General features: G+C 72.1%; 19 protein-coding genes. 11 read left to right on the top strand and 8 right to left on the bottom strand.

Annotated features, from left to right (window positions below; all coding sequences use genetic code 11):
- Positions 1-3: 3 nt before the first annotated feature.
- Positions 4-1,146: an acyl-CoA dehydrogenase family protein gene (locus tag AB0B50_RS43950; RefSeq protein ID WP_362343519.1), complete on the bottom strand. Its 1,143-nt coding sequence runs from the start codon at positions 1,144-1,146 to the stop codon at positions 4-6.
- 154 nt (positions 1,147-1,300) lie between these two features.
- On the opposite strand from AB0B50_RS43950, the gene AB0B50_RS43945 reads away from it, so the two are divergent.
- On the top strand, positions 1,301-2,941 hold the full coding sequence (locus AB0B50_RS43945) for an AMP-binding protein (RefSeq protein WP_362343516.1): 1,641 nt from the start codon (positions 1,301-1,303) through the stop codon (positions 2,939-2,941).
- A 25-nt stretch (positions 2,942-2,966) separates the two neighbouring features.
- On the opposite strand, the gene AB0B50_RS43940 is transcribed toward AB0B50_RS43945, so the two are convergent.
- Positions 2,967-3,479, bottom strand: a complete 513-nt coding sequence (locus AB0B50_RS43940) for an EF-hand domain-containing protein (RefSeq protein ID WP_362343514.1) — start codon at positions 3,477-3,479, stop codon at positions 2,967-2,969.
- A 205-nt stretch (positions 3,480-3,684) separates the two neighbouring features.
- Here AB0B50_RS43940 and AB0B50_RS43935 point away from each other — a divergent pair, with 205 nt between their 5' ends.
- The gene (locus AB0B50_RS43935; protein WP_362343511.1) at positions 3,685-4,116 is read left to right on the top strand and encodes a hypothetical protein; all 432 of its coding nucleotides are present in this window, start codon (positions 3,685-3,687) and stop codon (positions 4,114-4,116) included.
- A 13-nt stretch (positions 4,117-4,129) separates the two neighbouring features.
- Here the strand turns inward: AB0B50_RS43935 and AB0B50_RS43930 are convergent, their stop codons facing one another.
- Entirely contained in the window at positions 4,130-4,504 is a 375-nt protein-coding gene (locus AB0B50_RS43930) for an STAS domain-containing protein (protein WP_362343508.1), read from the bottom strand.
- A gap of 308 nt (positions 4,505-4,812) precedes the next feature.
- On the opposite strand from AB0B50_RS43930, the gene AB0B50_RS43925 reads away from it, so the two are divergent.
- Positions 4,813-5,409, top strand: coding sequence for a sigma-70 family RNA polymerase sigma factor (locus AB0B50_RS43925; protein ID WP_362343505.1), 597 nt, complete (start codon positions 4,813-4,815; stop codon positions 5,407-5,409).
- Between the two features lie 47 nt (positions 5,410-5,456).
- Complete coding sequence (locus AB0B50_RS43920; protein ID WP_362343543.1) at positions 5,457-6,824, top strand: zf-HC2 domain-containing protein; 1,368 nt, start codon at positions 5,457-5,459, stop codon at positions 6,822-6,824.
- Between the two features lie 18 nt (positions 6,825-6,842).
- On the opposite strand, the gene purU is transcribed toward AB0B50_RS43920, so the two are convergent.
- Together purU and AB0B50_RS43910 are read right to left on the bottom strand one after the other, a co-directional pair.
- On the bottom strand, positions 6,843-7,724 hold the full coding sequence (purU, locus tag AB0B50_RS43915) for a formyltetrahydrofolate deformylase (protein WP_362343502.1): 882 nt from the start codon (positions 7,722-7,724) through the stop codon (positions 6,843-6,845).
- A gap of 121 nt (positions 7,725-7,845) precedes the next feature.
- Positions 7,846-8,346, bottom strand: coding sequence for a hypothetical protein (locus tag AB0B50_RS43910; RefSeq protein WP_362343499.1), 501 nt, complete (start codon positions 8,344-8,346; stop codon positions 7,846-7,848).
- Positions 8,347-8,464: 118 nt separating this feature from the next.
- Here AB0B50_RS43910 and AB0B50_RS43905 point away from each other — a divergent pair, with 118 nt between their 5' ends.
- Positions 8,465-9,739: an ABC transporter substrate-binding protein gene (locus tag AB0B50_RS43905; RefSeq protein ID WP_362343497.1), complete on the top strand. Its 1,275-nt coding sequence runs from the start codon at positions 8,465-8,467 to the stop codon at positions 9,737-9,739.
- 40 nt (positions 9,740-9,779) lie between these two features.
- Here AB0B50_RS43905 and AB0B50_RS43900 read toward each other — a convergent pair whose 3' ends face one another.
- Complete coding sequence (locus AB0B50_RS43900) at positions 9,780-11,234, bottom strand: hypothetical protein (protein ID WP_362343494.1); 1,455 nt, start codon at positions 11,232-11,234, stop codon at positions 9,780-9,782.
- Between the two features lie 919 nt (positions 11,235-12,153).
- Positions 12,154-13,542 carry a transcriptional regulator gene (locus AB0B50_RS43895; RefSeq protein ID WP_362343491.1) on the bottom strand — a complete coding sequence of 463 codons (1,389 nt, stop codon included), beginning with the start codon at positions 13,540-13,542 and terminating at the stop codon, positions 12,154-12,156.
- 338 nt (positions 13,543-13,880) lie between these two features.
- Between AB0B50_RS43895 and AB0B50_RS43890 the strand changes: the two genes are divergently transcribed.
- The 4 genes from AB0B50_RS43890 (at position 13,881) to AB0B50_RS43875 (ending at position 18,815) form a co-directional block, all read left to right on the top strand.
- The gene (locus tag AB0B50_RS43890; protein ID WP_362343488.1) at positions 13,881-14,540 is read left to right on the top strand and encodes a bifunctional DNA primase/polymerase; all 660 of its coding nucleotides are present in this window, start codon (positions 13,881-13,883) and stop codon (positions 14,538-14,540) included.
- 88 nt (positions 14,541-14,628) lie between these two features.
- The gene (locus AB0B50_RS43885) at positions 14,629-15,411 is read left to right on the top strand and encodes an ABC transporter ATP-binding protein (RefSeq protein WP_362343486.1); all 783 of its coding nucleotides are present in this window, start codon (positions 14,629-14,631) and stop codon (positions 15,409-15,411) included.
- Positions 15,408-17,036: a transporter gene (locus AB0B50_RS43880; protein WP_362343483.1), complete on the top strand. Its 1,629-nt coding sequence runs from the start codon at positions 15,408-15,410 to the stop codon at positions 17,034-17,036. The genes AB0B50_RS43885 and AB0B50_RS43880 overlap by 4 nt, the downstream gene beginning before the upstream one ends.
- Positions 17,037-17,441: 405 nt before the next feature.
- Positions 17,442-18,815: a PAS domain-containing protein gene (locus AB0B50_RS43875; RefSeq protein WP_362343480.1), complete on the top strand. Its 1,374-nt coding sequence runs from the start codon at positions 17,442-17,444 to the stop codon at positions 18,813-18,815.
- Between the two features lie 4 nt (positions 18,816-18,819).
- On the opposite strand, the gene AB0B50_RS43870 is transcribed toward AB0B50_RS43875, so the two are convergent.
- Positions 18,820-19,551: a helix-turn-helix domain-containing protein gene (locus tag AB0B50_RS43870; RefSeq protein ID WP_362343477.1), complete on the bottom strand. Its 732-nt coding sequence runs from the start codon at positions 19,549-19,551 to the stop codon at positions 18,820-18,822.
- A 275-nt stretch (positions 19,552-19,826) separates the two neighbouring features.
- Here AB0B50_RS43870 and AB0B50_RS43865 point away from each other — a divergent pair, with 275 nt between their 5' ends.
- Both AB0B50_RS43865 and AB0B50_RS43860 read left to right on the top strand, forming a co-directional pair.
- Positions 19,827-20,495 (top strand): DUF4097 family beta strand repeat-containing protein, encoded by a 669-nt coding sequence (locus tag AB0B50_RS43865; RefSeq protein ID WP_362343474.1) that lies wholly within the window; start codon positions 19,827-19,829, stop codon positions 20,493-20,495.
- 69 nt (positions 20,496-20,564) lie between these two features.
- Positions 20,565-20,719 (top strand): ATP-binding cassette domain-containing protein (locus AB0B50_RS43860; RefSeq protein WP_362343540.1); only part of this gene is annotated, 155 nt, incomplete at its 3' end.

Here is a 20,719-nt window from a genome sequence, read left to right as displayed (position 1 = left end):
CCCTCACCGCTCCTTCGGGAGGCCGAGAATCCGCTCGGCCACGATGTTCTGCTGGATCTGCGAGGTCCCCGCGGCGATCGTGTACGACAGCGAGGACAGGCGGTCGAGGTTCCACTCGTGACCGAGGTCGAGCGCGCCCGCGCCGAGCACATCGGCCGCGGCGTCGTACAGCTCCTGGCGCGCGTGCGAGTACCGCAGCTTGAAGACCGATCCGCCCACGCCGGGCACCCCGCCCGTGCGCTGCGCCTCGCTCACGTTCCACTGCGTGAGCCGCCACAGCGCGGAGAACTCCGCACTCAGCCGCCCCAGCCCGCGCCGCAGCACCGCGTCGTCCCAGCGGCCGTTCTTCCGTGCCTCGCGCGCGAGTTCACCGAGCACGCGCCGGCAGGCCACCACCTCCCCCACGAAGGCGGTGCCCCGCTCGTACGACAGGGTCACCATCGTCACGCGCCAGCCGTCGTTCTCCTCGCCGACCCGGTTCGCCACCGGCACCCGCACCTCGTCGAGGAACACCTCGGCGAACTCCGTGGACCCGGCGAGCGTGCGCAGCGGGCGTACGGTGATGCCGGGGGCGTCCATCTGCATCGCGAGCCAGGTGATGCCCCGGTGCTTGGGCACGGCCTCGCTCACCGGCGTCGTACGCACCAAAAGCTCGCACCAGTCGGCGACCTCGGCGTGCGAGGTCCAGATCTTGGATCCGCTCACCACGTAGTGGTCGCCGTCCCGCCACGCGCGCGTGCGCAGCGACGCGAGGTCGGAGCCGGCGTCGGGCTCGCTGAAGCCCTGGCACCACACCTCGTCGCCGCGCAGCACGGGCGGCAGCCAGCGCTCGCGCTGTTCGGGGGTGCCTTCGGAGGCGATGGTGGGCCCCGCGTGCAGCAGCCCCACGAAGTTGGCGCCCACATAGGGGGCACCGGCCTTCTCCGTCTCCTCCAGGAAGATGAGCCGCTGCGTCGGCGATGCGTCCCAGTGCACCTCCCCGTAGCCCGCGTCGTACAGCATGCGCTGCCACGAGGTGTCGTAGGCGCGGCGTCCGGGCCAGTCCTGGGGCGAGGGCTTGGCGGGGAGCTTCGGGAGCACCGTCGCGAGCCAGTCACGAAGACCGGCCCGGAAGGCCTCCTCCTCGTCGGTGTACGTGAGGTCCATGCGGCACGTCCCCTCCGGCCCTCCGAAATGATCTGATGACCCGTCAGAACGCAGGCTAGCCCCGCACCCCTGGACCGACAAGGCGCGGAGCCTTACGCTCTCGGCACGATCTGACTACCCGTCAGTTCAGCCGGTGGGGCTGGGAGGGGACCGCATGAGGACCTCGGAGCACGATCACGATCACGATCACGAGCCCGGGCGCGAGCCCAAGCACGGGAACGAGCACGAGCACGAGCACAGGAACGAGACCGCGTACGCGCTGAGCGAGTCCCGCACGCTCTGGGAGCTGATCGCGCGCCGCGCCGACCTCACCCCCGAAAGGCCCGTCCTCCTCCAGGCCGCGGCCGACCCCTCCGACGACCGCACGCTCACCTTCGGGGAGCTGCGGGACCGCGCCGAGCGCGTCGCCGCGGGGCTCCACGACATGGGGGTGCGCCCCGGCACGGTCGTCGCCTGGCAGCTGCCCACCCGCATCGAGACGGCCCTGCTCTCCTTCGCGCTCGCCCGCATCGGCGCCGTCCAGTCCCCCGTCATCCCCTTCTACCGCGACCGCGAAGTCGGCTTCGCCCTGCGGGAGTCGAAGGCGGAGTACTTCGCGGTGCCCGGGACCTGGCGCGGCTTCGACCACAGGGAGATGGCGCGACGGCTCGGCGCGCGCGGCGTCTTCGAGGCGTACGACGACCTGCCCGACGGCGACCCGTCCGTGCTGCCCCCGCCGCCCTCCGACGGCACGGCGGTCCGCTGGATCTACTGGACGTCGGGCACCACGTCCGACCCCAAGGGCGTGCTGCACACGGACCGTTCACTGATGGCGGGCGGCTCCTGCCTGGCCCACGCCCTGCACCTGAAGGCCTCCGACGTCGGCTCGATGGCGTTCCCCTTCGCGCACATCGCGGGCCCCGACTACACCGTGATGCTGCTGCTCTACGGCTTCCCCGCGGTCATGTTCGAGCACTTCGCGCTGCCCGCCGCGCTCGACGGCTACCGGCGGCACGGCGTGACCGTGGCGGGCGGGTCGACGGCCTTTTACTCGATGTTCCTGACCGAGCAGCGCAAGCTGCGGCCGGGCGAGAAGGTCATCCCGACCCTGCGCCTCCTCGCGGGCGGCGGGGCACCCAAGCCGCCGGAGATCTATCACGCCGTCGTACGCGAGATGGGCTGCCAACTCACCCACGGGTACGGCATGACCGAGGTCCCGATGATCACGATGGGCGCCCCTGACGACACCGCGGAGAACCTCGCGACGACGGAAGGGCTGCCCCCGGAGGGCATGGAGATCCGGGTCACGGACGCGGACGGCAAGGAGCTGCCGCCCGACACGGACGGCGAGGTGCGACTGCGCGGGGAGGCCGTCTGCCGGGGCTACTTGGACCCCCGGCAGAGCGCGGACGTCTTCGACGCCGACGGGTTCCTGATCACCGGCGACCTCGGCCACCTCAAGAAGAGCGGCCATCTGGTGCTCACCGGGCGGGCCAAGGACATCATCATCCGCAAGGGCGAGAACATCTCCGCCAAGGAGATCGAGGACCTGCTCCACCAGCACCCGGCCGTGGGCGACGCGGCGGTCGTAGGCCTGCCCGACCCCGAGCGCGGGGAGCGGGTCTGCGCGGTGGTCGAACAGCACGCGGGGGCCGGGGAATTGACCCTGGAGACGGTCGTCTCGTATCTGCGCGGGGAAGGCCTCTCCACCTACAAGCTGCCGGAACAGCTGGAGCTGGTCGAGGCGCTTCCCCGCAACGAGACGCTGCGCAAGGTGCTCAAGTACAAGCTCCGGGAGCGCTTCTCCCGGAGCTGACCCCGCTGCCGGGGCCCGCGCAGGGCTACTCGGGCACCGTGAAGTACTGCGCGAAGGCCGTCACGATCTCCTGCTCGGCGACCTTGCCGTCGCCGTATGCGTCCAGCGCGCCGGCCACCGTCCCCGCGATGTCCTCGGGCACGCCGAGCGCCTTGAGCGCCCGCCCGGCCTCGCCGGGGGTCACCGCGCCGTCGGCGTCGCCGTCGGCGACCGCGATGACCGCGTGCAGGAAGGGGCGGGCGATCTCGGCGAACCGGCCGGGGTTGTCCCGCAGCCGCTTCACCGCGCCGCCCACGAACTCGTCCCGGGTGATCCGCTGATCCCCGTCGCGATCCGCGATTCCGGCCATGCCCTGCCAGAACGCCTCGGCCCCGATGTAGAGGGCCTGCCCCTTCTCGGACCGCGCCGTCGCGCCGAACTCCGCGCACAGGGCGGCCGCCGCCGTGCTGAAGTCCTCACGGGAGATGTAGCCGTTGCCGTCCTGGTCGAAGGTGGCGAACCGGGCCGCGATCCTACGCTCGTACTCGGCACTGTCCATGGTCTTCGGGCCGCCTCACTTCCGCGGTTGGGTGCGTGTTCAGGGGGTGTGTGTCCCCGGCAGCGAGCGTACGTCTTCGCAGGCCACCGGGGGGCGGGAAACCGACGCTTGTGCCAAGACCGCCGGAATTCCGGGACAAGGGTGTGTCACAAGGGTGATGTGCTGCACTGTTCCCGTGGAAGCGGTTGCGGCAAGTGTCATAGCGGTGTTGGGAACTCTGCTGGGTGCGGGGGTCACGCACGCCTTCCAGCGGAAGTCGATCGAACGGACGGAGGAGTTCACGCGCGGCGAGAAACTGCGGCAGGAACGGATCGACGCGTACTGCGCGTACGCGGGGGCGCTGGTCAACTACCGGCGGGTCCTGGTCGACCGCTGGTTCAGCCGGGCGGAGAACCGCACCGAGGAGAGCGAGGAGTCCCGCTTCCGCTCCTACGAGCTGCGCTCCGAGGCCCAGGAAGCGCTGTTCCGGGTGCAGTTGCTGACCAACGACGAGGAGCTCGTCCGCCTCGCCGCCGAGACCCTCGACCAGGTCGCCGACGTGCACAGGACCGACGACCGCGGCGTACTCGGCGAGCGGCGGCGCATCTCGCGGGACGCCATCAACTCCTTTGTGGCGGCGGCCAAACGGCACGTCTGAGCATGCACCGCCCCTACGCGGACAGCGGGGTCGCCCCGTCGTCCAGCGCCGCCCCCACGTCCGGGAAGACCTCGAACAGGCGGCGTACGCCGAGGGCCGCGAGGACACGGTTCACATGGGAGCCGTCGACCGCGCCCTTGGCCGGCAGTATCAGCCGCAGCCGCCCCTGACAGGAGCGGATCAGACGGCGCGTGGCGATGAGCACGCCGACGCCGCTGGAGTCGCAGAACAGCACTTCGGAGAGGTCGAGCACGATGCTGCGGCGCCCGTCGGCCACCGCGTCGTGCACGCGCTGGCGCAGCACGGGCGAGGTCAGCAGGTCCATCTCGCCGGACACGCGCAGCACCGCCCAGCCGGACTGCTCGCCCACCGTCACCTTGAGCGTCACCCGCCACGCCTCCCGCCAGCCCTGTCCGCCCGCTGATTCCGCAGTGATCCGGAAGCAGTCCTTACGCTTCGTTCTGCTTCGGCTGCCCCACCGCTCCCCCATGAAACACCAGCAAGCTCTCGTCAATATCATCCGGTGCCCGGCAGAAGCCGCGCTTTGCCTCAAACAGGAGTGCGCTGTCAGCGGCGCCGACTACATTCGATGGAGAGTCGGGAACGACAGAAGTACGGTCGAAGAAGACGGCAGTACGGACAGCAGTACGGACAGCAGTACGGACAGCAGTACGGGCAAGCGCACGAGGGGGACGCATGCCGAAGGACGCGCCGCGGCGCTGGGACCGCCGTATGCAACAGCGGCTCGCGCACGGAGAGGCCGCCGCACTCGGCGAGCTGTACGACCGCTTCGCCTCGCTGGTGCACGGCCTCGCCCACCGCGTCCTCGGCGAGGAGAGCGCCGCGGACCGCATCACCCGCGAGGTCTTCACCCACATCTGGGAGAACCCCGACGCGTACGACCCCAAGCAGGGCCCCCTGCGTTCCTGGATCGCCACGCTCACCCACCAGCAGGCCGTCCGCAGGCTCCGCCAGACCGAGTCCGCCGCCCTCGCCCTCGGTGGCGAGGGCACCACGGAGGACCTGGAGCGCAAGGTCCGCCGCGCCTCCGCGGCGGCCCGCGCCGACTACATCGTCACGGCCATGCCCACCCCGCTGCGCGCCGCCCTCGAACTCGCCTACTTCCAGCGGCGCGACTACCGCCAGACCGCCGCCGACCTCGGCGTCACCGAGGACGAGGCCCGCCGCAGACTCCGCCTCGGCCTGCAGCTCCTGTCCACGGCCAACGACACCGGCGACCCCTCCGCGGGCACGGCCCCCGGCACCGGGACCGGATTCGGGACCGTGCTGTGACCGGCTCCGACCGCCCCGAACCGTTCGACGAGCCGGACCCGGACAGCATGCGGGACGGCATGCCGGACGGCACGGACGACGCACCGCGCATACCGCTGCCGCGCACCTCCATAGAGGACACCGGACAGCCCGTGCCCGACCCGCCACCGCCGCGGGGCCCCGGCGAGACGACGTGGCGGGAACCCGACGAGACGACGTGGCGGGACCCCGACGAGACGCCGGACCCCGACGAGACGCCCCCTGCCGCACCCCCGGCCGTGCCGCTCGTCCTCGAACACCGCGTCCTGAAGTCCCTCCTCGGCGCCTGGGCGCTCTCCGCGTGCTCCGCGGAGGAGGCCACCGCCGTCGAGGAGCACCTGGGCGGCTGCGGCCCCTGCGCGGAGGAGGCGCTGCGGCTGCGCGACGCCGTCGGCCTGCTGCACCCCGAGGAGAGCCTCGACCTCGACCCCGGCCTGCGCACCCGCGTCCTGGAGAGCTGCCTCGGCCGCCGCCCACCGCGCATCCCGGTCCCCGAGTGGGCCGTGCCGTACGACGCGGAGACCGCCCGCCTCGACGCTCTCCTCCAGGACATCGGCGACGCGGAGTGGCACGCCCCGGTGCGGCTGCGCTGGTTCGAGGAGGACGCCCCGGTCAGCAGGAAGACCACCGTGGCCGGAGTCATCGCGCATCTCCTCGCGGTCGACGGCCTGGTCGGGCTCGCCCTGGGCCTCGACGACCCGCTCGGCCCCGAGCGCACGGGCCCCCAGGACCCCTCCCACCGCACCGAGGCGTACTGGCGCGCCTCGTACTTCCCGCCCACGCGCGCGGTGCGCGGCCCCTGGCGCGACCAGACGCACGAGCTGATCCGCACGGTCTCGTTCGCCGGCGGCGGCTCCGGCCGGCTCCCCGTGCCGTACGGAACGGTGCCGGTCCCCGGCGGCGACCCCGACCCCGAGACCGCGCAGAAGATCGAACTGCCGCTGCGGGACTCGATGCTGGACCGCGCCTTCGAGTGCTGGATCCACGCGGGCGACATCGCCGACGCCGTCGACTACCCCTACCCGCCGCCGGCGCCCCGGCACCTCCACCGCATGATCGACCTCGCCGCCCGGATACTGCCCGGCACGCTCGCGGAGCGCCGCCGCGCCGGGCTCGCCACACCACCGCGCCGCCTGGTCGCCGCGGGCGCGCCGGGGCGCACCCTGCGCCTGGAGATCGAGGGGCTCGGCGGCGGCGAGTGGTTCATCCCGCTCGACTCCCCCGCGGCGACCGCCTCCGCCGAGCACGAGGTGGCCCATGTGGCGCTGGACGGCGTCGAGTTCTGCCGCCTGGCCGCGGGACACGTCTCTCCGGAGGAGGCGGCCGCGGGCCAGGACGGCGACCGTGAGGCCATCCGCGACGTCCTGTTCGCGGCGGCTTCGCTGAGCCGGATGTAGGGGGCGCCCGCCAAGGGCTTACGCGAAGACCACCGTGCGGCGCCCGTTCAGCAGAATCCGCCGCTCCGCATGCCACTTCACGGCCCGCGCCAGCGCCTGGCACTCCACGTCACGGCCGATCGCGACCAGCTGGTCCGGGGTGACGTCGTGGCCGACCCGCTCGACCTCCTGCTCGATGATCGGCCCCTCGTCGAGGTCGGCCGTCACGTAGTGCGCGGTGGCACCGATCAGCTTCACACCGCGCGCGTGCGCCTGGTGGTACGGCTTCGCGCCCTTGAAGCTCGGCAGGAAGGAGTGGTGGATGTTGATGATCCGCCCGCTGAGCTCCTTGCACAGGTCGTCCGAGAGGACCTGCATGTAGCGGGCGAGGACCACGAGCTCCACGTCCTGCTCGCGCACGATCTCCAGGAGCCGCGCCTCGGCCTGCGGCTTGTTGTCCTTGGTCACCGGGATGTGGTGGAAGGGGATGTCGTACGAGGCGACGAGCTCGGCGAAGTCCGTGTGGTTGGAGACGACCGCGGCGATCTCCACGGGCAGCGCGCCGATCCGCGAGCGGAACAGCAGGTCGTTCAGGCAGTGGCCGAACTTCGACACCAGGAGGACGACCCGCATCTTGTCCTCGACGCGGTTGATCTGCCAGTCCATGTGGAAGGAGTCGCCGACCGCGGCGAAGCTGGCCCGCAGCTTGTCCACGGTCACCGGAGCCTCCGCCGAGAAGTGGACGCGCATGAAGAACAGTCCTGTGTCGTGGTCGCCGAACTGCTGGCTGTCCTCGATGTTGCAGCCGGTCATGAAGAGATAGCTCGACACGGCGTGCACGATGCCCTGCTTGTCGGGGCAGGAGAGGGTGAGGACGTACTGCTCAGAGGGGGCGGCGGGGGCGACGGACTGCTCGTTCATGCAGGCAAGGTTCCCACAGCGGAAACCGCTGTGGGCAATCGTCCCGCGGAGCGGACCTCAGGCGGACCTCAGGCGGACCTCAGGCGGACCTCGCCGGACCTCGGCGGATCTCAGGCCGACCTCAGGCGGACCGAGTCAGGATCCGCAGCACCTCAAGCGTCTTCGGCGGCACATCGGGATCCTCCCCGTCGCCCGCCGCGAGGCGGACATGCGCGTCCCGCGCCGCCCGCACGGCCTCCGGCCACCCCGGGTGCTCCAGATAGACGGACACCATCGCGTCCGGCCCCACCTCGTGCATGATCCGCAGCACCCGCAGCACCGCCGTGTCGACGAGCGCCGCCTCCTGCGGGTCCCGGAAGATCGTCCCGACGTATTTCTCCGCGGACCAGTTGTCCAGCCACGTGTCCTCGACGAGCCGGTACACGGCATCGGTCACGTCCCCGTACTCCTCGCGCCCCGCGAGCCAGCACTCACGCTGGAAGTCCGGGTCGGAGAGCATGTGAAGCGCCGAGCGCACATTGCTGCGCCAGCGCCACCACGGCATGTCGTTGGTCGGCATGCCGCCCATGGTGCTAGAGCGACGGCCGCGACGGGAAGACTTCTCCGAACCTTGCACGGTCATCGATCGTACGTTCCCACCTCGTGCACTCGAATCGGCCCCCGCCAGTTCACCTTCATGTCACTGTCCGTTGGGAACGAGTCACTCCAAGGTTGGTCCACCACCGGAATCGTGCAGGGACATGACCGGCCGGCGACGCACCTTCCTCCCCCGCCCCTTCCGAACCGCAGCACTCTCCGCGGCCGCAGCGGCGGCGTGCACGTCCCTGATGGCCGGGTGCGGGGTCATCCCTGGAGCCACGGGGGGTTCCAGGGACGACCCCATCACCGTCATGACCTGGGCCCCCGAGAAGACCAAGGCCACCAACAAGCCGGGCGTCCCCGCCATGGCCCAGGCCTACGCACGCTGGGTCAACGCCCACGGCGGCCTCGGCGGCCGCGAGCTGAAGGTCCTCACCTGCAACGACCACAACGACCCCGTGGGCGCCGCCGACTGCGCGCGCGAGGCGGTCGACCAGGACGTCGTGGCCGTCGTCGGCGCCTACAGCCAGCACGGCAAGTCCTTCCTCGCCCCGCTGGAAGTCGCGGGCATCCCCTACATCGGCGGCTACGGCATCACCGACGACGAGTTCAGCAGCCCGCTCTCCTACCCCGTCAACGGCGGTGAACCGGCCCTCATGGCGGGCAACGGCCGCCAGCTCGCCTCCCGCTGCGAGCGCGTCTCCCTCGTACGCCCCGACACCCTCGCGGGCGACGAGCTGCCCAAGCTGCTCAACCAGGGGCTCGCCGACGGCCACCACAAGCCCGTCGCGGACATCCGGGCCCCCGAGGACAGCACCGACCTCACCCCGCAGGCCGAGCAGGCCCTCAAGTCCGCGGGCGCGAGCGACGGCTGTGTGACCGCCGCGCTCGGGGCGCGCACCGACACGTTTTACGACTCGTTCCGGCGCACCGCGGCCGACTATCCGCCGGTCCGCATCTCCTCGGTCCTCGGCAGCGTCGACCAGTCCCTCGTCGACCGCACGGGCGGCGCGAGCGGCCCTTACGAAGGCGCGTACGTCACCGGCTGGTACCCCGCGTCCAGCGACGCCCGCTGGGACAAGATGCGCCAGGTCATCCAGGAGCAGGCGTTCGGCGACAACCGGGTCGACCCCGCGGACGCGGGCGTGCAGACGACGTGGATCGCGTACACCGTCCTGAAGCAGGCCGTCGAGTCGCTCGACGGCGGCGAGGTCACGTCCCAGACGCTGCGCCGCGCCCTCGACGGCGGCCTCCGGGTCCAGACGGGCGGCCTCACCCCCACGCTGAGCTGGCGCTTCGAGGACCTGCTCGCGGCCAGCGAGTTCCCGCGCCTGATCAACTCGGGCGTCACGTTCCAGGTGGTGCGGGACGGACGGCTCGTCCCGGCGCGCAAGGGGTTCGTGAACGTGGAGAAGACGCTGGAACAGACCGCGTGAGTCATCCTCCCGCGCCCCTTTCGGGGCGCGGGACCGCGTCCTACAGCTGCGTCTTGTTCCGCTCGGTCAGGCCGTACTTCCGCGCGATCGCGTTCCAGTGGTTGGCGGCCTGCCCCTTGGCGGTCGTCGCCGCGTTGCTCTGCTTGTTGCCCGCCACGGTCTGCGGGGTGTTGCGGGCGTGGCCCTTCTTGCAGCCCTTCTTGCCGGCCACCTGGTCCGCCCACGCGGCGTAGTGGTTGTCGGCCGCGGCGGACGCCTTCCAGGCCCTGTTGAGGGACGCGGTCAGCTGGTCGTTGGCCGGGAGCTTGTCGACCTTGAGGGCGGCGAGCCGGGTGACGAGGCCGCTCCGCTGCTTGGCCGCGGCGCGCAGGTCCTTCGCCGACTGGCCGAGGTTCTGGCACTTGCCGACGTTGCGTACGGCGGCGATGACCGAGTCACGGCTGTTGTTGCTGTCGGCCAGGAGCTTGTCCAGAGCGACCGCCTGGTCCTTGGCCGGGTCGGCGGTCGGCGAGGGCCGCTCGTCCGGCTCGGCGGACGCGGCGACGGGCTTGCCCTCGTCCTTCTTCTCGTCGTCGTCGCCACCGCCGGAGCTCAGGAGGGCGCCCGCGCCGATGCCGAGCGCGGCGATGCCGACGCCGATGACGCCGATGAGGGTCGCCTTCGAGCGGCCACCGCCGCCGCGCCGCCCACCGCCGCCGTGGCCGCCAGGGGCGGGGGCAGGTGCGGGCGCGGGTGCCTCGAAGCGGGGCATCTGCTGGGTGGAGGCGGGGCCCTCGGCCTCCGGCTCGGTGCGGAAGAGGCTGTCGAACTCGGCGGGCGGCTGCCGGTCGCCGGGGGCGCCGGGGCGGATGCCGTAGGGGGCGGCGGCCGGTTCGGGCGGGGTGGTGGTCCCGCCGGGCCCGCTGTTTCCGCCGGGGACGGGCGCGATGAACTGCGTGGGCTCGCTGTCGGGCGTGGCGGCGGGCGCGGCGCCGGGTACGGGCGCGTTGGCCCTGCCCAGGAACTGCGTGGCGTCGGCGGCGGGAGCCTCGGGCGGCAGGGCACCGGGTCCCACCGGGGGTATGTACTGCGTGGCCCCCTCGTCGACGCCGCCCGTGGGCACGGGAGCGATGTACTGCGTGGCCTCGCTGTCCGACGGCGCCCCGGGCACGGCGACGGGCGGCAGCGGCTGAGCGCCCTGCCCGGCGGGCAACGGCTGGGCCGAGGCCGCGGGCGGCAGCGGCTGAGCGCCGTGCCCCGCGTGCGCCCCGTGCGCGCCCTGGCCCTGCTGCCCCGCGTACGGAGTGCCGCCGGGGCCCTGCTGTGGCGTGGGTGTCGGCTGTGGCATGGGGGCGGCGTGCGCACCGTGGCTCTGCTGGGGCACGGGCGCGGCATGCGCACCACCGTGGCCCGACCGCCCCGCGTACGAGGCGTCGCCCGGAACCGACTGACCGCCGTACCCGTAGCCGCCATGGCCCGACTGACCACCGTGGGCAGCCTGACCGCCATGGGTCACCTGACCACCTTGGGGCGCCTGACCGCCGTGGGCCACCTGACCACCGTGGTTCGCCTGGCCACCGTGGGCAGCCTGATCGCCATGGTTCGCCTGGCCACCGTGGGCCGACTGGCCGCCATGGCCCGACTGACCACCATGGGCCGCCTGACCGCCATGGGTCACCTGACCACCGTGGTTCGCCTGGCCACCGTGGGCCGACTGGCCGCCATGGCCCGACTGACCACCATGGGCCGCCTGACCGCCATGGGTCACCTGACCACCTTGGGGCGCCTGACCACCGCGGGCTACCTGCCCACCGTGGGCCACCTGACCGCCGTGGGCCACCTGACCGCCGTACGAGCTCTGATCTCCGTACGACGCCTGGCCACCGTACGAAGCCTGATCTCCATACGACGCCTGATCTCCGTACGACCTCTGATCTCCGTACGAAGCCTGGCCTCCGTAGGCCGCCTGCCCTCCGTACGAAGCGTCAGGACCGGCCGCGGGCGCTCCCTCCGGAGGGAGCGGCTGGGCGGACGGCTGGTGTGGCGTACCCCACGCCTGGCCCTGTCCCGGGCCCGCCTGCGGCGGTGGGCCCGCCGATTCGGGGCCCCAGGGCTGGCCCCACGGGCTGCCGCCCGCCGGGGCGCTGTGCCGGCCCGCGGTGCCGGGAAGCAGCGGCTCGCTGCCGTCCGCGGGCAGCACGACGCCCTCGTGGGCGGGCCGGGCCGCGGGCTGCTGCGGATCGGAGGAAGCAGCGCCCTGACCGCTCTGCTGCGTCACCGGGACTCCTACGAATGGGGGACCTACGGAACCGTCGGGTCACGCTACCGGGTCGCCACATCGCTCTGCCACGCAGCTCAGAACGCTGCCCTCCACTCAGCGGCTGGAGTAACAAAACCTCCTTCCCTGACGCTGTTCACGGGTACGTATGCGCGTCTCACGCCGCCTGGATGTCGACGCGCGCCCCGAACTCCCGTACCACCGGCTCCTCCCGATAGGGCTCGAGCCGCTGCTGGAAGTCCTCCAGGTACTCCGCGCCGCGGTTGGACCGCAGCGTGCCGAGGAGTTCGACGGCCTTCAGGCCGGTGTGGCAGGCCTGTTCCACCTCTCGCCGCTGCACCTGCGCCGTCGCCAGCAGGACGAGGCCGATCGCTCGGCGCCTCGCCCGCGTCTCCGGGTGCCCGTCCAGGGACTCCTGCGCGCTGCGCGCCGCCGCGTCCGCCTGGCCCAAGTCACGGTGGCAGTGCGCCATTTCGTCGGCCAGATAGGCGTGGTCGAAGTGCCGGATCCACACCGGGTCGTCGCCGGACCCCGCGTCGCCCGACGCACGGTCCATCGCCTCGACCGCGCGGCCCGCGACGACCTGCGTGGCCCGCGCGTCGCCGAGCAGCGCGTGCCCGCGCGCCTCGGCGGCGTAGAACATCGCCTCCGCGCGGGGGGTGACCCGTCCGCGCGTCCCCTCCTGTGCGGCCCGCGCCAACTGCGCGATCTCGCGCGGGTTTCCGAGCTGGGCGGCGAGATGGCTCATCGACGCCGCGAGCACGTACCCCCCGTACCCCCTGTCGCCCGCCGCCTGGGCCAGGCGAAGGGCCTGGATGTAGTACCGCTGGGCGAGGCCCGGCTGGCCCGTGTCAACGGCCATGTAGCCCGCGAGCTCCGTCAACCGCGCGACCGCGGCGAACAGTTCGCGCCCGACCGCTTCCCGGTAGGAGCCCGCGAGCAGCCCGGAGACCACGGAGTTGAGGTAGTGCACGACGACAGGACGCACATGCCCGCTGCCGAACTGGTGGTCCAGCTGCGTCAGCGCCTCCGTCATCGCCTTGACCGCCGCCACGTCGGACATCCCGACGCGCGGTCCCGCCGTGCGCCCGACCTGCGGATCCGGCGAGGAGATCAGCCAGTCCCTGCTGGGCTCGACGAGCGCGGACGCGGCCACGGACGAGCCGGAGAGGAAGTCACGGCGGCCCACGTCGCTGCGCCACAACTCGCAGACCTGCTCGATGGCGCCGAGGACGGTCGGCGAGAACTGCAGGCCCACGCCGGAGGCGAGGTTCTTGCCGTTCGCCATGCCGATCTCGTCGATCGTGACGGTCCTGCCCAGCTTGCGGCCGAGTGCCTCCGCGATGATGCCGGGCGCACGCCCGCGCGGCTGCTGCCCGCGCAGCCAACGGGCCACCGATGTCTTGTCGTATCGCAGGTCGAGACCGTGTTCCGCTCCGCACATGTTGACCCGGCGGGCCAGTCCGGCGTTGGAACAGCCGGCTTCCTGAATGAGCGCCTGCAGCCTTTCATTGGGCTGCCGCGCGACGAGAGGCCTGGCGGCCATGGCGTACCCCCTGTGTGCACCGTGGACCATCATTGGGGACGGCCGTCGCGGACCGCCTCACGATGATCAATGCCCTTGGGGCAGGGTGAAGATGCGCCACAAAAGAAGCAAAAGAAACCATGAAGAACAACAAGTGCGACTCTGTACGGACCTGTCGGTCCCCGGGCTTCCTCCGAGGCGTCCTCTGATTGCCCTTGACCTGGCTACCCGCACCCGGAAGCCAATCCCCATGCGCGCCCCCACCCGTGCTCCCATGCGCCCCGCTCGCAGGATCGATGCTCCTCCTCCGCCCTCGCGTGCGCCCGTAACCCGAGGTGGCGGCGGGAGTTGAGAACTGCGTGGAAGAGACCATCGGAGTCACGTCAGCCGCGCAGATCCCGAAGCAGCGCGGAGAAGCCTTGCTGGACACGGCCGTGCGATACGCGGAAGAGCGTCACTGGGACGTGTTCCCCGGGACCTGGCTCGAGTCCGCCGAGGGCGCCGAGCAGTGCTCCTGCGGGGACACCGCGTGCGCCGCGCCCGGCGCGCACCCCGCCCGCGAGGACTGGGCGACCCAGGCCACCGGCAGCGCGACCGTGGCCCGGCGGCTGTGGCAGAAGCAGCCCAAGGCCTCGATCCTGCTGCCGACGGGGCGCACGTTCGACGCGATCGACGTGCCCGAGACCGCGGGGTTCCTCGCGCTCGCCCGCATGGAGCGGATGGAGCTCACCCTCGGCCCCGTGACCTGCACGCCGGACCGCCGCATGCAGTTCTTCGTGCTGCCCGGCGCCACGGTCAAGGTCCCCGACCTCGTCCGCAAGCTGGGCTGGCCCCCGGCCGCCATCGACCTGGTCGCGCTCGGCGAGGGCGCGTACGTCGCCGCTCCCCCCACCCGCTTCGGCGCCTCCGGCGCGGTGCAGTGGGCGTGCCGTCCGACCGCCGCCAACCGCTGGCTGCCGGACGCGGAGGAGATCATCTCCCCGCTGGCGTACGCATGCGGCAGGGAGGCCCGCCGCTAGACTGCCGGTTCGCTGCCCCGCGCGGGGCGCGCCTCCGACGTATCGTGCGAGCACGGGTACGACGGTCCTGCGACGGAGGGCGGAACGGGTGACCGAGGCAGCACCGGCGGCGGTACGGGTCCAAGGGCTCTGGAAGCGATTCGGCGAGCAGATCGCCGTGGCCGGAATCGATCTCGACCTGCCCGCGGGCAAGTTCATCGGCCTGGTCGGCCCCAACGGCGCCGGGAAGACCACCACCCTCTCCATGGTCACCGGCCTGCTGAGGCCGGACCAGGGAACCGTCCAGGTCGTCGGCCACGACGTGTGGCGCGACCCCGTCGAGGTCAAGGCCCGCATCGGCGTACTCCCCGAGGGCCTGCGCCTGTTCGAGCGGCTCTCGGGGCGTGAACTCCTCGCGTACACCGGCCGGTTGCGGGGGATGCCGGGTGCCGAGGTCGACAAGCGCGCCACCCAGCTCCTCGACGTACTCGATCTCGCGGGCGCCCAGCACAAGCTGGTCGTCGACTACTCCACCGGCATGCGCAAGAAGATCGGCCTGGCGGCGGCGCTGCTCCACAACCCCGAAGTCCTCTTCCTGGACGAGCCGTTCGAGGGCGTCGACCCCGTCTCCGCCCAGACGATCCGCGGCGTCCTGGAGCGCTACACCGCCTCCGGCGCCACCGTCGTCTTCTCCTCGCACGTCATGGAGCTCGTCGAGTCCCTCTGCGACTGGGTCGCGGTCATGGCCGCGGGCCGCATCCGCGCACACGGCACGCTCGCCGAGGTGCGGGGCTCGGCGCCCTCGCTGCAGGAGGCGTTCCTCGAACTCGTCGGCGCGAACGGCCGCAACGCGGGGTCCGACCTGGACTGGCTGGGCGGCGGTGCGCGATGAACGCCCCCGTGACCGCGTCGCCGGCCGCCCCCGGCGCCACCCCGGGGATCACCCCTGTCTTCGTACGCCTGAAGCTGTCCCTGTTGCGCAACGGCCTGCGTCAGTCGGCCGGGCGGCGGGCCGCCTACATCGCGTCCGTCACCATCGCGCTGCTCTACGCCGCCCTTCAGCTCATCGGCCTGATCGCGCTGCGCGGCAACGACCACGTCGCCACCGTCTGCGTCCTGCTCGTCGGCGTCCTCGCCCTCGGCTGGGCGGTGATGCCGCTGTTCTTCCCGAGCGGCGACGAGACGCTCGACCCCACGCGCCTGGTGATGCTGCCGCTGCGCCCGCGCCCGCTCGTCCGGGCCCTCCTGGTGGCCTCGCTGGTCGGCATCGGACCCCTGATCACTCTCTCCCTCGCGATCGGCGCGACGATCGCGCTCGCGCACGGCACGGCGGCCGCCGCCACCGGCGCCCTCGCGACCGCGCTCGTCGTCCTGGTCTGCGTGGCGCTGGCCCGCGCGGTGGCCGCCGCCAACATTCGCCTCCTGACCAGCCGCAAGGGGCGCGACCTCGCGGTCCTGAGCGGCCTGGTCATCGCGATCGGCGCGCAGGTCGTCAACTTCGGGGCGCAGAAGCTCGGTTCGTCCGGGCTCTCCACGCTCGACCCGGCCGCGGACGTGGTGCGCTGGATCCCGCCGGCCGCCGCGCTCGGCGCGGTGGACTCGGTGAGCGAGGGCGCGTACGCGACGGCCGCGGCCCAACTCGCCCTGACCCTGGCCGCCTTGGCGGGGCTCCTCGCCCTCTGGCAGCGCAGCCTGACCCGCCTGATGACGAGCCCGGACGGCTCCACCATCGCCGCGGCGGAACCGGACAAGGGCGCCTCCCGCGCCTCGGACGCCCTCGGCGGGCTCCTCCCCGCGGGCCGCACCGGCACCGTCATGGAGCGCAGCCTGCGCTATGTGTGGCGCGACCCGAAGACCAAGGCCGCCTGGGTGACGTCCCTGGCCATCGGCCTGATCGTGCCGCTCTTCAACGCCCTGCAGGGCACCGGTTCCGTCTACTTCGCGTGCTTCGCGGCGGGGATGCTCGGCATCCTGATGTACAACCAGTTCGGCCAGGACACCTCGGCGTTCTGGATGGTGGCGATGACGATCTCGTCGACCCGCGACGCGTACGTGGAGCTGCGCGGCCGGGCCCTGGCGCTCCTCGTCATCACCCTTCCGTACGCCACCCTGGTCACGGTCGTCACGACGGCGATGCTCGGCGACTGGCCCGCGCTCCCCGAGGCCCTCGGCCTCACCTTCGCCCTGCTGGGCGCGATGCTGGCGACGGGCGCGTGGTCCTCGGCCCGCTTCCCGTACTCGATCCCGCAGGAGGGCTACAAGAGCGCCGCCCCCGGCCAGGCGGGACTCGCCTGGATCTCCATCTTCGGCGGCATGGTCGCGGCGGCCCTGCTGTGCGCCCCGGTCATCGCCCTCACGATCTGGCTGCACGCCTCGACCGGCTCGACCTGGACCTGGCTCCTGCTGCCCGTCGGCACGGCGTACGGCGCGGCCATCACCGACCTGGGCCTGCGCCTCGCGTCCCCCCGCCTGGCCCGTCGCCTGCCGGAGATCCTTACGGCGGTCAGCAGGGGCTAGGGCTCGCAGCACCCGCCCCGCAAACGCAGACGACCCGCGAGCCGTGGTTCCTGCCGCCTGGGGCGGAGGAAGCCGGCCGGACGTACCGGCGGCTCGCGGGTCGGGTGACTGCTTGGGAATAGGGCCGGCTGCACGCACACCACACGTGCTGGTCCGGCGCCGAATTCGAGTTGCGACGACGGGCCGCTAGCCCGCAGTCACCTCACGCGTCCGGTTTCCATACATCTGCCGAACCACCTCCCTTCTCGTGTGCACGCCACCCTAGGAAGCGTCCCGTGCGCCGCACAACCGAATTTCCGCGCACGACGTTTTCTCTGCAAATCTCTCCAACTTCCGGGAACTAGCTGTGGGGTGCGTCACGTTCGAGTTGAATGATCTGAGGACACGGCCTGCAGGGGGTTCCAGGTGAGCGCTTCGCGGCAGAGCGGAACTACTGACGAACTGGGTCCTGAAGAGCCAGAGCCCGGAGGGGCCGAGTTGCTCGCGGCGTTGCTCGACGGGATGGATGCCGCGCTGTGCGCGTTCGACGCCGATGGCGTGGTGACGCACTGGAACCGCGAGGCCGAGCGGATTCTCGGGTGGTCGGCCGCGGAGGCCGTCGGGCGGCGGGGGTTCGCGGGATGGGCCGTGCGGGCCGCCGATGCCGGGGAGGTCGAGGAGCGGCTGCTGTCCGCGATGGACGCGCCGGGCCGGCAGGTGCACGAGTTCGCCCTGGTGACCAAGGACGGCGGCCGGGTGCTCGTGCGCACGCAGTCCGCCTCCGTGCGCGGCGGGGACGGGAAGCCCTCGGGGGTGTACTGCGCCTTCAGCGAGGTGCATGCCCAGATCGACCTGGAGCGGTCCATCGCCCTGAGCGAGGCCCTCTTCGAGAAGGCCACCTGGGGCGTCGTCCTCGTCGATGCCGATCTTCGGCCTGCTGTCATGAATGAGCATGCCGCCCGTTCTCTGGGAGTTGGGCGTACGGCCGCACTGGGTCGGCCCCTTGCCGATCTGCTCGGGCAGGGCGTCGAGGAACTGGAGAGCGCGCTTGCCCATGTGCTCGCCGAAGGGGCGCCGCCCGCGCCCGCCGAGCTGTGGGTGTCCGTGCGGTCCGGCGGCGGCCAGGCCGAAGGGTTCGAGCGGCGGTGCTGGCGCAGCGGGTTCCTGCGGCTCGCCTCGCCGCTCGCGGAGGAGCCCGTGCCGCTGGGCGTCGGCTGGCTCTTCCAGGACGTGACGGAGGCCAAGCACACCGAGCAGGAGGCTTCGCAACTGCGCTTCCGCTCCCATCAGTTGCACCGTGCGGCGCATGCCGCCGCCGAGTGCGAGGACCCGATGGAGGCGGCCACGATCCAGCTGGACTTCGCGCTCGCCGGGTTCGCCGACCACGCCCTGGTGGACCTGGTGGCGGGCGAGGAACCGGTGCGGCTCGTGCGGGTCGCCGCGACGCCCGCGGGGCCGCCGGGCCCCTGCCTGCCGGTCGCCATGGCCGGGCTGCCGGTGCGCTATCCGGAGGGGCATCCGGCGACGCAGTGCGTGGAGCGCGCCGGGTCGGTGCGGTCCAGCGCGGGGGCGGCCTCGTCGGAGCGGGCCCGTGAGTGGGCCGCCGCCCGGCAGTGGCCCGACGACTCGGTGCACGCCCTGTGCGCGGTGCTGCGCAGCCGGGGGCGGACGCTGGGCGTGGTGACGTTCCTGCGGGCCCCCGGGCGGGGCCAGTTCGAGCGGCCCGACGCGGCGTACGCGGAGAGCGTCGCGGCCAGGGTCGCGTCCTCGCTCGATCTGGCCCGGGTGCTGAGCGACTGACCGCTCACGACGGGGAGTCGGTGCTCTCCGGTTTCGTGGCCAGGATCGCCCGCGCCTGTTCCGCGGCGCGGGCGATGCTCTCGGAGACGAAGTCGAGGTACCGGGCGATGTTCTCCAGGCGGGTGGCGGTCGGGGTGCCGGGGACGAAGACGCGTACGCCTTCCTGCGCGGTCTCCACGACCTGGGCCATGGAGCGGGCGCTGGCCATCATCGACCGGTACCAGATGTCGTCGTCCACGACATAGCGCTCGCGGCGGCGTTCGTCCCGCTCCCTGCGGACGAAGCCCTGGCTGTCGAGGAACGCGACCGCCTTGGAGATGGACGCCGGGCTGACCTGGAGGCGCTGGGCGAGTTCGGCCGCGGTGAGGCTGCCCGAGTCGGTGAGCGTGAGGCAGGCGAGGACCCGGGACATCATCTTCGGCATGCCCGAGGCCATGACGACGGTGGTGAACACCTCCTCGTACGCGCGCACGGCCTCCGCGTCGCGCCCGTGGGCCTGCGAGACCGCCTCCGTCCCCCCGGGCGCGGGCTGCTTCCGCCGCTGGGTGCGGCGTTCGGTGGCGCGGTGGGCCAGCTCGGCGCGGTAGGAGGTGGGGCCGCCGTTGCGCATGACCTCACGGGTGACGGTCGAGGTCGGGCGGTCCAGGCGCCTGGCGATCTCCGCGTAGGCGAGGCCGTCGGCCAGTCCCAGCGCGATCTGCTGGCGTTCCTGCTGGGTGAGCCTGCCTCCCGGCATCGCGTTCTCCCTCTTTCGGTCTTCTCGGCCTTCTCGGCCTTCTCGTGCCACTCGGTGCCGTCACCATAGCGTTCACCCCCATCCCATTGCAACGAACGGAGCTTGTTGCGTTGCGTTCGGCTCGAATCCGTTGCAACGATTTATCCGCTCTGACCTGCAATTACTGCACTTCTACGCAACGAAGTTGTTGCCGGATCAGTAAAGGCAACGTAGCTTTTACGTCATCGGAAACGGCGGGCCGACAGAGAGCCCGCCCCTGATGAAGGAGAAGCACCATGCAGAAGTTCGACACCCTCGCCCCGATCGCCGCCGTCCTCGACATCCCCGCGGGCCGCATCCGTCTCATCGCCGCCGACCGCGCCGACACCACGGTCGAGGTCCTGCCCGCGGACGCCACCAAGGACCGCGACGTGCAGGCCGCGGAGCGGATCCAGGTCGCGTACGCCGACGGCGTCCTGCGGGTCGAGGCCGCGGCCCCGAAGAACCGGATCCTCGGCAACTCCGGCTCCGTCGAGGTGACGGTCCAGCTGCCCGCCGGATCCCGGGTCGAGGCGAAGGCCGCCGCCGCCGAACTCCGCGGCGTCGGACGGCTCGGCGACGTCACCTACGAGGGCGCGCACGGCGCGGTCAAGCTCGACGAGACCGCGGGCGCCCGCCTCACCGTCCAGGCCGGCGACATCTCGGTCGGCCGCCTCGGTGGCCCCGCGGAGATCAGCGCCCAGAAGGGCGACATCCGGATCACCGAGGCCGTGCGCGGCGAGGTGACGCTGCGCACCGAGTCCGGCGCGATCGCGATCGGCGCCGCCCGCGGGGTCTCCGCCTCCCTGAACGCCGGTACCGGCTACGGCCGGATCGACAACGCGCTCAAGAACACCGACGGCACCCCGGGCCTGACCATCCACGCGACCACCGCGTACGGCGACATCACCGCCCGCAGCCTCTGACCTCCGACCTCTGCCCCGGTCTCTGAACCAGCCCCTGACCAGCACCGCAGCTTCCAAGGAGCCCCTCTCATGACCAGCTTGGCCATCGCGGCACACCGGCTGCGCAAGTCCTACGGAGACAAGGTCGTGCTCGACGGCATCGACCTGGCCGTGCCCGAAGGAACGATCTTCTCCCTGCTCGGCCCGAACGGCGCGGGCAAGACCACCGCCGTGAAGATCCTCTC

This window comes from Streptomyces sp. NPDC041068 (assembly GCF_040647455.1).
Lineage (GTDB): Bacteria > Actinomycetota > Actinomycetes > Streptomycetales > Streptomycetaceae > Streptomyces.
The sequence above is the reverse complement of the archived record's forward strand: the minus strand, read 5'-3'. Positions and strand labels throughout refer to the sequence as shown.